The following is a 13159-nucleotide window of genomic DNA, read 5'->3' on the forward strand; positions in this document are numbered from 1 at the left end:
CTATCTTTACGGCGTGAGGAAAGCCTCCACCATATTTTTCCTGGTGCTGTTCGTACTGGCACAGACGGAGTTGCATCAACTGATGAAACTACCCGTACTTATCGAACATTTCATTGAGCACCGCCAACTCAATTCTTCCATTACACTGCTGGATTTCCTGAAAGAGCATTACCAGGGCCACACGGTTATGGATAATGATTACCAGCGCGACATGCAGCTGCCTTTTAAAACGGCAGACTGCCTCACCGCAATCAGCTTTGTGTTTGAAGAACCTGTCTCCATAGAATTTGAGCAACAGGTTGCAGAGATCCGGAAGGAATATAATCTTCACAAGGGCTCCTTTTCTTCCAGCCAGGCGCTGCACAGCATCTTCCAGCCTCCACGGCATGCATGATCATTCACTCTCTTTGATCATGTAAAGACTAAATATGCTAAATAGAATAATCCGCTTTTCCATCCGGAACAAGCTGGTCGTAAGCCTGTTTATAATTGGGCTTATTGCCTCGGGCACCTACTCATTGACCCGTCTTCCGGTAGATGCCCTTCCAGATATCACCAGCAACCAGGTGCAGGTGATCACCGTTTCCCCGACGCTTGCCGCGCCGGAAGTGGAACGTCTTATCACATTTCCTATTGAACAGGCTGCAGCCAATATTCCTGGGATGGCGGAGCTGCGATCAATTTCCCGGTTCGGGCTTTCGGTTGTAACCATTGTGTTCAGCGACGAAACGGATGTTTACTGGGCCAGGCAACAGGTGTCCGAACGACTGATCACGGTCAAGGAACAGATTCCCGAAGGCTCCGGTACACCGGAACTGGCCCCTTCAACCACAGGTTTGGGTGAGATCTATCAATATGTGGTTAAACCGGCCAAAGGTTATGAACAGCAATATAGCCTCACCGACCTCCGGACGATCCAGGATTGGATCATCAGGCGACAATTGCTCGGTACACCGGGAGTTGCAGATATCAGCAGTTTCGGGGGACACCTGAAGCAATACGAAGTGGCTGTAATGCCCGACAGGCTGAAGAGCATGGGTACTTCGGTTGCTGAAGTATTCCAGGCGCTGGAACAGAACAACCAGAATTCCGGCGGTGCATATATCGAAAAAAATGCGACTGCATTATTTATCCGCACCGAGGGACTTGCCACATCGCTCGATGATATCCGTTCCATTTTTGTCAAACATACCGCAGAAGGGGTTCCGGTTTACCTGCGCGACGTTGCCGATGTTCGCATAGGCCATGCCGTCAGGTACGGTGCAATGGTTTACGAAGATGAGGGTGAAGTTGCCGGGGCTGTGGTGCTGATGCTGAAAGGAGCCAATGCGTCGCAGGTGGTTGCGGAAGTAAAACGAAAAATGGAGGCGATCCGGGAAACCCTTCCCCCGGGCATTGAGGTGGAACCGTTTTATGACCGCACCAAAATGGTCGGCAATGCCATTAGTACAGTAAAGAAGAACCTGGTGGAAGGCGCATTGATCGTGGTGCTGGTGCTGGTGCTGTTTCTCGGTAACCTGCGTGCAGGACTGATCGTAGCCTCAGTGATTCCCTTATCAATGTTGTTTGCGGTGATCATGATGGACCTGTTCGGCATTTCCGGCAACCTGATGAGCCTGGGTGCGCTTGATTTCGGCCTCATTGTCGACGGCGCCGTGATTATTGTGGAAGCAGTGTTGTTCCGGTTATATCATTCAAAGACATTCGCAGGTATCCAGCAGATTTCCGGCGACCAGATGGATGATGAGGTAGCAAAAGCTTCCGGCAAAATGATGAATGCCGCCATATTTGGCCAGATCATCATCCTCGTAGTTTACCTGCCGATCCTGTCACTGGTGGGCATAGAAGGAAAAATGTTCCGTCCCATGGCACAGACCGTTGCCTTCGCACTGGTTGGCGCATTCCTGCTTTCTGTTACTTATGTGCCCATGGTGACTTCACTGGTGCTGAGCAAGAAGCTAAGACATAAAAAAGTATTGTCAGACAGGTTAATGGATAAGGTGACCAGTTGGTACCGTCCCTTGCTTCTAAAGTCGCTGGCCTTTCCTAAAACAGTGGTGGCAGGCGCTTTGGTTCTGTTTGTAATCACGATCTTCCTCATGAACAGGCTGGGTGGTGAATTCATTCCGGAACTCGAGGAAGGGGACTTTGCAGTCGACACCCGCGTACTACCCGGCAGTGCACTTTCCGCTTCTGTAAATGTTTCCCGGAAGGGTGCAGAGATCCTTAAGAAACGATTTCCTGAAATTGAAAAGATCGTAACACGGATAGGAGCGGGTGAGATTCCAACTGATCCGATGCCCATCGAGGTAGGGGATATGATCATTTTGCTGAAGGACAAAAAGGAGTGGACTTCGGCCCGGACCTATGATGAACTGGCCAACAAAATGAGTGCGGCGCTCGCAGAGATCCCGGGCGTTACGGCCGGTTTTCAATTCCCGGTACAGATGCGGTTCAATGAACTGATCTCGGGGGCAAGGCAGGATGTAGTCTGCAAAATTTATGGTGAGAACCTGGATTCTCTGGTGCGCTATGGAAACCGGATGGGAGAGATCATCCGGCAGGTAAGTGGTGCGCGGGATATTTATATCGAAAGCATTAGCGGATTGCCACAGGTCGTGGTGAAGTATAACCGCGAGGCAATGTCACGTTACCGGTTATCCGTAAACGAAGTAAACCGTTTGATCAGGGCCGCATTTGCTGGTGAGAGTGCCGGTCTCGTGTATGAGAATGAACGGCGGTTTGACCTGGTCGTTCGGCTGAGCCCGGAGGGACGGACAGACCTGAACGATATCAACCAGTTGCTGGTTCCCACTCCAATGGGTTCCCAGATCCCCCTGTACCAGGTGGCGGACGTGCAGGTAAAGGATGGATTCAGCCAGATCCAAAGGGAAAATGCCCGCCGGCGGATTGTTGTGGGTTTCAACGTTCGCGGCCGCGACGTGGAATCCGTTGTGGAAGAGCTGCAGGGCCGTGCGAGAAAGCAACTGAAATTGAATGCCGGTTACTCGGTTCACTACGGCGGACAGTTTGAAAATCTGCAGGAGGCCAAACAGCGGCTTGCGATTGCAGTGCCTGTTGCCTTGTTGCTGATCTTTCTCCTACTGTATTTTTCATTCGGGTCTATGCGTTATGCACTACTCATCTTTTCGGCTATCCCGCTCTCTGCTATCGGCGGAGTGTTGGCGCTTACTCTTCGTGGAATGCCGTTCAGCATCTCGGCAGGCATTGGATTTATTGCGCTCTTTGGTGTAGCGGTATTAAATGGGATCGTCCTCATTGCCGAATTTAACCGGTTAAAACAGCAGGGCATCACAGATATAAATCAATTGATCATGGAAGGAACTACCATAAGGCTGCGGCCTGTGCTGATGACCGCTGCCGTTGCTTCGCTCGGCTTCCTGCCAATGGCACTGAGCCACGGTCCGGGTGCAGAAGTACAGCGTCCGCTTGCGACTGTCGTGATTGGCGGACTCATCACGGCAACCATGCTTACACTGGTTGTATTGCCCATTGTATTTCGCTGGGTTGAACAACGTCAAATGAAGCGCCGCACAAGTAACGTCATGGGAACGGTTATGCTGGCAATTCTTCTTCCGATCCTGGGAAGTAATAACAGTTTTGCACAAACGAAAACTGCGAGGCGGGTTCCGCTCGACTCTATGTTACAGATCCTGCAGCGGGAAAATCTCTCATTGCAGGCTGGCCGGAAAAAATCGGATTACTGGTCCGTTTTGAGCAAAGGAACTGTAGAACTGCCGAAGACCCAACTTGGAGTTGAGTATGGAAATATCAACAGTGCCGCCAACGACAGCAGGTTGTTTGTCAGCCAGGGTTTTTCCCTGCCTGTAGTTTACCGCCGTCAGCGGCAGTTATATGAAAAGGAGCGCGCCGGCCAGGATGCCAATGTGAACCTGCAGGCAGCTGACCTTCGCAGGGAAACCAGGCGCCTGTTTTATTCGCTTGCAGAACTCGATGAGAAAGAAAAGTTGTTGGTTCAGCTTGATTCTGTTTTCACCCGTTTCCTTACCGTATCTGAACTCAGGGTTAAAACGGGGGAAGCTGCACCGCTGGAGAAGACCTCAGCTGAAGCGCAGGCCGGACTATTGGAACTGCAGATCCAGGAGCTGAAAGCAGACCGGCTGGTGATGCAGGAACAACTGGCGAGGATCCTTAATACCGACGAATACCTTCTGCCGCAATACGGGCGCATTGAAATGGAATTGCCGGCTCTGGATGAAGCCGGAAGTCACCCGCTGGTTCAGTATCAACAACAGCAGGTTGAAATTGCCGAAGCCACAGCTGCTGCAGAGAAGGCGAAATTAACGCCCGACCTTAGCGTGGGGTATGGCAACCAGTCGATAGTTGGTTACCAGTCACCCGATGGAGTCAACCAGAAATACTATGGCAGTGGCGATCGCTTTCACCTGGTCAACCTCACGATGTCACTTCCGCTTTTTATGAAGGCGACCCGCAGCCGGGTGAAAGCTGCAACTGTTGAAGCGGAAGCTGCTTCCATTTCCGTTAAGGCTGCTGAGCGTTCCATCCACTTCCGGAAAAGAGAACTTATGGAAGAATACCGGAAACTCAGGCAACAGGCCGACTACTATATTGGTAACGGTAATGCACATGCCGAAATGCTTCAGCGCCAGGCGGGACTTTCCTTTACAAACGGGGAGATCAACTACCTGCAATGGACTCAGCTGATGAACCAGTCTTTATCTATCCGTTTGGGATATCTTGAGGCAGTACGTGCCCTTAACCAGACAATTATTGAATTGGAATATATCAATGGAAACTAATGAAAATCCAAAATAAAATATTGAACCTTTTATTGCTGCTGGTAATGGCAGGATGTGCATCTCCCGCAAATGAGGAGGCACCGGCAGAAAATAAACAACCGGAAGAAATTGTTGAACTGAGTGAAGAGCAGTTAAAGAATGCAGGCATTGTGGTGGGCCAGGCGAATGATACTGTGGTAAGTTCTGAATTGCGGGTGAATGGAATGATCGACGTGCCGCCGCAGAATATTGTTTCCGTAAGCTTTCCGCTTGGTGGCTACCTGAAATCAACAAAGCTGTTGCCAGGTATGCATGTCAGCAGGGGAGAAGTGATCGGGATGATAGAAGACCAGGCGCTGGTTCAGCTTCAACAGGATTACCTGGTCACAAAATCGAAGCTCGAATACCTTCGCCAGGAATATGAACGTCAGAAACTCCTGAATGAACAGCAGGTGAATGCAGGAAAAGTTTTTGAACAGGCTGCAACTGACTACCGGTCACAGCAGGTATTGCTGAAAGGGTTCTCGGAAAAGTTACAGCTGGTTGGAATTGATCCTGCAAGGCTTGATGAATCAAATCTGTCGCGCTCTGTTGCCCTTCGTTCGCCGATAAATGGATACGTGTCGCGGGTGAATGTAAATATTGGCAAGTATGTCAACCCGACTGATGTTCTTTTTGAACTGATCAATCCCGACGATATGCACGGGGCGCTCACGGTATTTGAAAAGGATATCAGTAAGGTCAGGATTGGACAGAAAGTGATCATGCAATTTGTAGATGATCCGGAGCGCACTTACAATGGTGAAGTGATTGTATTCACCCGTAATGTTGACGAAAGCAGGAGCGGCATCGTGCATTGTCATTTTGAAACGATGCCGAAAAATCTTATGCCGGGCATGTTCCTGAATGCGCGGATCCTGCTCGACAAACGCCAGGCCCTGGTTGTGCCGGATGAGGCCATTGTCAGGTTTGGAGGTCGTCAATATGTTTTTGCCAAAGAAGGTCCTAACAGGTTCAGGATGGTGGAAGTAAAAGTCGACACGGTTTCTGTAGATCAACTCGGGATCACAAGTGCCGACCAAACGCTGAAAGAAAGCCAGCTGGTGTTGCGTAATGCCCACGCCGTGCTTGGCAAGATGAAGAATACAGCAGAGGAAGAATAGTATCGCTTATTCCGTTTATTCCAGTCCGAAACGGTAAGCCTCACGAACCGGCGTCCAGGTGTCGATCACTTTGACGTCGGTTAGTGCTGTTGCGCTATGCAGAACGTGCGGGGGAATGACCTGCAGGTTGCCGGCTTTGAATACGGTTGTAATGCCACCGATCGTCATTTCAAGTTCACCTTCCACGATGAAAGTGATCTGTTCATTTTCGTGCTCATGTTCAGGCAATTTGCTGCCTTTTTTTATTTCCCAGATCCCAAGTGTTGTCTGTTCACCATGCACAAATTTGCCGAACAATCCGGGTACCACTTCCTTAGCCGGAATATCATTGAGATGCATCATAGCAGATCATATTTTATTGTTCAAAAAAACAAACACTTCCACCGACCCATTCTTTATCCTTGTTGTAGCGAACTCCAATCATTTTACCTTTGCTGAGCCGCGCTAGGTTGATGGCTGGCTTCGGTCTTGCCCAGCCATCTTTCCAAATATACATCATCCTGATCTCCGCTTTGGCAGGTTCATCAGGTGTAGGAATTACCTCCGCGTATTGTACTTTTTTCTGCAGGATCCAGTTTTCCGGATCTTTTATTTCTTCCAGGTCATTTTTGGTAAGATCGATCACCACGCCCTGCCCTGCGAAGGAAAACAGGGGCTTGAGGACATAGTTTTCCAGGTCCTGTGGCATTTCCTTTATTTCATTCAGGAACCTGGTCTCCGGTACGTACGGGTGATGTATAAATGGAAGCGTGAATTTGCTGATGCGGTAGAACCAGTTTGGATGCGGCAACCATTCCACATCAAGTGGCTGGGTTATGTCAACAAATTCACCCAGGTTGTCCTTCTGGCTCCTGAGGTCATCGAAGATGACCCTGTTGTATATGCGCCTGATCCTTGTCTTGTGCCCATTGTTCAGGTAAAACAACTGGTCGCCTTCGCGGATTAGTTCGGTTATACATATGGGTTGTATTCCTGTGTATTCCCGGGTGCAGTAGAAATCGATCCGTGTCTTCTGTTCATGTGGTTTGATCTCGAGCAATACTACTTCCTCAGGTGAATATGGTCCAAGTAAAAGGTCTTCAAGTTCTGCAAGATATGTTTCACGATCGTAGCCGCCCAGGAATTGTGAGTAGTTCCCGGGGATCTGGAAATGGTCGCGCAGGATATCAGGATAATATACCTGGAAAGCAAACAGGGTAGGGAAGCCTTGCATTTCGATCAGTTGTGGCTCCAATTCGTTTTGTGCGTTCCGGCAAATTCCAAAGTCAAAAGCGATCATGTGGGGATGGCTGTTTTCGCCGGGCACCCTTTCATGATCGGGAATACTTTTTTCTGTCAGCTGTTTGAAGTCCGGTTTTAGGATCACATCTATAATGCTTTCGCATGCATCAGTGAGTTTGGCCGCGAAAGCTTTGTCAATGAAAACCGGTGTCTCTGCCACCCTGAATTCTATTGCCCCGGGATGGTGATTGTGTAAGTCTGCCAGGAATGATTCGTAACGCTGAACGGTAAATGCTTTGTTGAATGCCTCCCTTATTGCCGGAACCATAGTTTATAGTTGTAAAATCAAATGTAAAAATTCAAAATTAAAAAAGCCCCGTTGGGGGCTCTTCTGTTATTGACTTTGTACTTTTTCGATTCCTTCTCTCAGGAAATTTGGTAACACACTTCCGTATGTCTTCAGGATCTTGTCCGGGTCGTTGAGATGTTCGATCATGCTTTTCCATTTGGCAAGTCCATGATTGGCAATAACAGTCTTTTTCTTGTCTTCGCGCTGCAGGTACATCGACATGCCAGTCGCATCAGCCTCAGGATGGAATTGCGTGCCTATCATGTATTCATTAAAGCGGATGGCCATCATGGCGCGCTCGAGGGGTACATGCGGACGTTCCTTTTCAATCGCAAGGATCTTTGCGCCCATACGGCGGATAAGCGCATGATCGGGTTGGATCACCTGGAAATCACGGCTGTCCACCGCGTAGAAAGGATCCATCAGGCTGTCAAACACGGTTTCTTTTTGCGCTCCCGGAAGCATGTGCACGGGGAAGACGCCAAATGCTGTTGACTTTCGCGGGGCTACTGTCCCAACCTTGTAATGCCGGCAGGCTAGTTGGAAAGAATGACAGATGAAGAAGACATATTTTTTCCTGGTGTTAGAATGCTGCCTGTTATGGTTTTCGACGCTGTTCAACCAGCTGAAATAAACAGTTTCCCATTCGCTACCTTCACTTTCCAGTGGTGAGCCCGGCCCGCCGCTCGAAATGTAAAGATCATAACTCAGGTCCGGCACCTTTTTGCCCAGGCGTACTTCAAATTCATCCCATTCCAGGTCGATCTGGTGCTCATCCCCAAATGAATTCAAAATTTCCCTGATACAACGCATGCCCTGGTTCTCCTGCCCCTCATAGAGGTCCAGGATCGCCACCCTAACCTTATTTCCCTTCGCTTGCATAGCACCAAAAATACGCTTTTTCACCTTTTTTCACCCGACGGGTGGCACCCGACGGGAGAGACCCGACGGGAGAGACCCGACGGGAGAGGCAGCGTCAGCGAACGAAAACGGATTTGCCGCCGAGAACGGTGCGGAGTACGCGGGTGGACAGGATGCTATCGGGGGCGACCTTCATAAGATCCTGGTCGAGCAGGATGAAGTCGGCCAGTTTGCCCTTCTCGATGCTACCTTTTTCTTTTTCTTCGAAGTTGCTTTGGGCGGCCCAGATGGTCATGCCTTTTAGGGTGTTTTCACGGCTCAGGGAATTTTCGACCTGGTAGCCTTCTGCGGGATAACCTTTGCTGTCTTTTCGTACTACTGCAGCATAGAATGTTTTAAAGGGAGAGATGTCTTCAACAGGGAAATCAGTACCAAGGGCAATCCAATTATTCTGCTTCAGCAGGTCGTTATAAGCATACGCTGTTTTTTCCCTTTCCTTACCAAGGCGTTCACCTGCCCAATACATGTCTGATGTTGCATGTGTGGGCTGTACAGAAGGAACAATATTGAAATTGCCGAACAAACTGAAATCCGCCGGGTCAACCACCTGCGCATGTTCGATCCGCCAGCGCTTGTCGTTCTTTCCTTTCAGATATTTCGCATATATATTCAGGACCGTCCTGTTACCGCTGTCGCCGATTGCATGTGTGCACATCTGGAAATCCGTCGGCGCAAGCAGGGCGGCAACAGAATCAAAGTGTTCCCTGTCGCTCAGCAGGAAACCATAATGACCCGGCTTGTCACTATATGGCTTAAGCAGGCAGGCTCCCCTCGACCCAAGTGCGCCGTCTGCATAAACTTTAAATCCACGTACAGTCAGCCTTTCCGTTTTGATCGGTCCTTTCGGCAGAATGTAATCGTAGTTTCTTTTTGCGTCGCTTAACATCGCATATACGCGCATTTGCAGGTCACCCTTCTTCTGCAGGCTGTCAATAAATTCTACATTGGTGTAATCAAGACCGCAGTCGTCGACAGTTGTAAGTCCCACTGCGAAGCAATTCGCTTCCGCACTCAACAACGCGGACCTGACCTGGTCTGCTCCCGGCGCTGGTATAACCGCAGCTACCCTGTCTACGGCATTATCGATCAGCAATCCGGTAGCTACACCATTCTTCACTTCCACTTCGCCCCCGGTCATTTTATCCCCGGCTTTCACACCTGCCAAAGCCAGCGCTTTGTTGTTTGCAATTGCTGCATGTCCATCAATCCTCGACAGGATCACAGGGCGATCAGGAAACAGTTTATTCAGCTCATCATTGGTTGGAAATTCTTTTGCCTGCCAGTCGTTCTGGTCCCACCCGCGACCTACCAGCCATCCTTCGGGATAACGAACAGCAAAGGATTTCAGGCTGTCGAGTATGGCAGACCAGCTGTCTGTGCCTACCAGGTTCACTGTTTGGAGACCGAGCCCGTATGCATAAAAGTGGCAATGGGCATCGATAAACCCGGGATACAAAAATTTTCCCCCGGCATCAATAACTTCAGCACCCTCGTAACCATCAAGTATTTCCTTATTGGTTCCGGAAGCGAGGATCCGGCCGTCTTTAACGGCAAGTGCTTCGGCGGTTGAGAAATTTTCATCAACCGTGTAAATGTGGGCATTGTGTACTACCAGGTCGGCAGGTTTTTTTCCCGAACAGGAGAGCAGGATTGCTGACATGGCCAGCATCAAAAATGATATACGCATAAGGGGCAAATATAAATCAGATACCGTAGAGGAACTGGTCTTTGATATAGTCGACCACAGCCACCATGCTGTTGGTTTCATTATAAACCCTCAGCTGCCTGTCTGCACCAGTGCCTGTTTCAAGCAGGTTGGGAACGAGTGATAAAATATGCCTGCTGCCGAGCTGGTCAACCACATCATCAACAAAATCGAGCAGTTCATAGATCAGTACGCGGGTATTCACTTCTTCCTCTTTCCCGAAATCGATCAGCCTGCCGTCAATGCCATACCGGCTTGCGCGCCATTTGTTCTCGTTGATCAGTGCACGTGAGTACTGGATATAATTCATGTTGTTCGTGCGAAGCTTATAGATCTTGGCACAAATAGCCTGGAACAGCGCCGCAATGATGATTGTTTCATGTGTGGTCAGCGGAACATCACAGATCCTGAACTCAACCGTATTAAAGAAAGGATGCACACGCAGGTCCCACCAGATCTTTTTCGCATTGTCGATGCAGTTCGTTTTCACGAGCATCTTAATATAATTATCGTAATCCTCAATGGTAGCGAAATATTCGGGTATACCTGTCCGTGGGAATTTGTCGAAGACTTTTGTGCGGAATGATTTATAGCCCGTCTGTCGTCCTTCCCAGAAGGGCGAATTGGTGCTCAATGCATAAATATGGGGAAGAAAGTAGCGCGTGCTGTTTGCAATATGGTTGGCCATTTCCCGGCTTTCCATTCCAACATGCACATGCAACCCGAAAATGAGGTTACTGCGTGCTGCTTCCTGTAGCTCGTTAACGATTTCACTGTAACGTACGTGGTCTGTGATCAGCTGGCTTTCCCAGTGACTGAAGGGGTGGGTTCCTGCTGCACCCATTGCAAATCCAAGTTCAGTGGCCACCTGTGAAATAGTTTTGCGCAGGGTAGCCACATCATGCAATGCTTCGTCAATGTCTTTACAGATATCCGTACCTACTTCCACTACGGCCTGGTGCATTTCCGCTTTCACCTTATCCTTGATGAGCTTCTGGCCCTCCAGCACAATGCGCTGCTCATGGCTCTTCAGCTCCCGGCTTTGCGGATCAATCACCATATACTCTTCTTCGATTCCCAGGGTGAATTGTTGGTAATTGATGGCACTCATGATTCGTCAGTAACGGTTAGGATTTATACAAGGTTTGTTTTTGCAGAACTGCGTTGAACATATTTACCCCAGGTAAGATTGTCTTTCCCTGGTTGATGTGCCATCGCTCTTTCGATCGCATAATTCGCAGCGGTTTCAACAACCCAGGCGAAGTTATCTTCTCCCACGCTTTTTATTTCAGCATCAGGAGCAGGGTTGCAAAAGTCGATCGCATATGGAATACCATCCCGTACGGCCAGTTCAACGGTGTTGAAATCATAGCCAAGGAAATGATTAAGCTGAAGTACGATTTCTTCCATTTGTTTCAGCCGCTCTGGAGACGGCGAAAAACCGGCCTGATAACGGAGGTGATGCGGGTTACGCGGCTCATAAGGCATAATGCGCACTTCCTTCCCGCCTATGCAATAACACCGGTAGTATTCGTCAAAAATTATTTCTTCCTGCAGAAGCATTACGAGCTGGCCGGTTTCAGCATGTTTTTCAAAGAAATCTTCCATGCTGGTTAGCCGGTAAACATTTTTCCAGCCACCCCCGGCGAATGGTTTCATATATGCGGGGAATCCAACATATTTAAAAATCCCTTCCCAGTCGAGCGGGTAGGCAAGATTGCTGAATGACTGGTCAGTTGTATCGGATGGTAGGTCCCGCGATGGAAGTATCACGGTCTTCGGTACCGGAACCCCGATTTTTGTTGCAAGACAATTGTTGAAGAATTTTTCGTCGGCACTCCACCAGAAGGGGTTGTTGATCACAGCCGATCCACACAAAGCCGCGTTTTTCAGGTAAGCGCGGTAAAATGGAACATCCTGGGATATACGATCAACTATTACTGCGTATTCTGTTGGCTCTCCCTGCATTACCTTTTCTATGCGTACCGGTTCTGCCACAATTCCTTCTATATTCCTGCTATTGATCTGTTCGATGAAAGCCATTGGAAAACTCCGTTCCTGCCCAAATAGGATGCCGATCTTTTTCATATCTCATTCAACAGTTTAGTGATTACTAACTGTTTTCAATATACTATTATTTAGTGAAAAACATGTATTTTGAGCGTTCAGAACAATTACTCTCAGTACAGACATGACGGAACAGATTTGCCCCGAGAAAACTTCGACCCTGACCACCCAGCAATTTGAGATAAAATCGGATCACCTCGAGAGGCAGGTAACCATTTCAACATGGACGCCTAAGCAACTCAGTTCATATGAACTTCCTGCACTGCTGCTCATCAACGATGGACAGCAAATGGAATCATTAGGACTCACGGATATTTTAGAAGATAACATCCAGCGACTCACAAAAAAAATTATAACCGTTGCCATTCATGCCGGCCCGGAAAGAAAACAGGAATACGGAACGGCAGGAGTACTTGACTACCTCGGCCAGGGCAGCAAAGCCATGGCATACACTTTATTTATTTTTGAAGAACTGCTTCCATTTGTCCGCCGCCAGCTTGGCTACGAACAATTCAGTGAAAAGATCTTCGCAGGTTTTTCCCTCGGCGGCCTCAGTGCACTCGACATCGTCTGGGCTCACCCGCATGAATTTTCTGCAGTAGGTGTGTTTTCCGGATCCCTATGGTGGCGCACGATCGACCAGGACGATCCGGCATACAGCGACGACCAGCACCGGATCATGCACCAGCTCATCAGGAAAGGAAACTATGCCTCATGGCTGAAATTCTTTTTCTCCACCGGTACCATGGATGAAACCCATGACCGCAACAACAACGGCATCATTGATTCGATCGACGATACGCTCGACCTGATGAAAGAATTAACTGCCAAAGGTTATGACCAGCATCACGACATGAAATATCTCGAACTCTCCGACGGCAAACATGATATTGCAACCTGGGCAAGGGCGATGCCTGCGTTCCTGGAATGGACTATGATTACACGATAAAAG

10 protein-coding genes are annotated in these 13159 nt (G+C 48.9%); 4 read left to right on the forward strand and 6 right to left on the reverse strand.

Annotated features, from left to right (window positions below; all coding sequences use genetic code 11):
• The first annotated feature begins 13 nt into the window (after positions 1–13).
• From OI18_RS14350 to OI18_RS14360, 3 genes are read left to right on the forward strand one after another with little or no spacing between them, the layout of a single operon-like run.
• Complete coding sequence (locus tag OI18_RS14350; RefSeq protein ID WP_039140820.1) at positions 14–394, forward strand: hypothetical protein; 381 nt, start codon at positions 14–16, stop codon at positions 392–394.
• Positions 395–428: 34 nt separating this feature from the next.
• On the forward strand, positions 429–4802 hold the full coding sequence (locus OI18_RS14355; protein ID WP_039140822.1) for a CusA/CzcA family heavy metal efflux RND transporter: 4374 nt from the start codon (positions 429–431) through the stop codon (positions 4800–4802).
• Positions 4802–5944: an efflux RND transporter periplasmic adaptor subunit gene (locus OI18_RS14360; protein ID WP_039140824.1), complete on the forward strand. Its 1143-nt coding sequence runs from the start codon at positions 4802–4804 to the stop codon at positions 5942–5944. Before OI18_RS14355 ends, OI18_RS14360 begins: the two co-directional genes overlap by 1 nt.
• 15 nt (positions 5945–5959) lie before the next feature.
• On the opposite strand, the gene OI18_RS14365 is transcribed toward OI18_RS14360, so the two are convergent.
• From OI18_RS14365 to OI18_RS14390, 6 genes are all read right to left on the reverse strand, one after another.
• The gene (locus OI18_RS14365; protein ID WP_052273239.1) at positions 5960–6286 is read right to left on the reverse strand and encodes a cupin domain-containing protein; all 327 of its coding nucleotides are present in this window, start codon (positions 6284–6286) and stop codon (positions 5960–5962) included.
• Positions 6287–6299: 13 nt separating this feature from the next.
• Positions 6300–7493: a hypothetical protein gene (locus tag OI18_RS14370; RefSeq protein ID WP_039140826.1), complete on the reverse strand. Its 1194-nt coding sequence runs from the start codon at positions 7491–7493 to the stop codon at positions 6300–6302.
• 66 nt (positions 7494–7559) lie between these two features.
• Positions 7560–8396: a type 1 glutamine amidotransferase gene (locus OI18_RS14375; RefSeq protein ID WP_039140828.1), complete on the reverse strand. Its 837-nt coding sequence runs from the start codon at positions 8394–8396 to the stop codon at positions 7560–7562.
• Between the two features lie 94 nt (positions 8397–8490).
• Positions 8491–10122 (reverse strand): amidohydrolase, encoded by a 1632-nt coding sequence (locus OI18_RS14380; protein ID WP_039140830.1) that lies wholly within the window; start codon positions 10120–10122, stop codon positions 8491–8493.
• A gap of 16 nt (positions 10123–10138) precedes the next feature.
• Positions 10139–11251, reverse strand: coding sequence for a carboxylate-amine ligase (locus OI18_RS14385; RefSeq protein WP_039140832.1), 1113 nt, complete (start codon positions 11249–11251; stop codon positions 10139–10141).
• A gap of 23 nt (positions 11252–11274) precedes the next feature.
• On the reverse strand, positions 11275–12228 hold the full coding sequence (locus OI18_RS14390) for an ATP-grasp domain-containing protein (protein WP_039140834.1): 954 nt from the start codon (positions 12226–12228) through the stop codon (positions 11275–11277).
• 103 nt (positions 12229–12331) lie between these two features.
• Here OI18_RS14390 and OI18_RS14395 point away from each other — a divergent pair, with 103 nt between their 5' ends.
• Entirely contained in the window at positions 12332–13156 is an 825-nt protein-coding gene (locus OI18_RS14395) for an alpha/beta hydrolase (RefSeq protein WP_052273240.1), read from the forward strand.
• The last annotated feature ends 3 nt before the right edge of the window (positions 13157–13159 follow it).

It is taken from the genome of Flavihumibacter solisilvae (genome assembly GCF_000814475.1).
GTDB classification, from domain to species: domain Bacteria; phylum Bacteroidota; class Bacteroidia; order Chitinophagales; family Chitinophagaceae; genus Flavihumibacter; species Flavihumibacter solisilvae.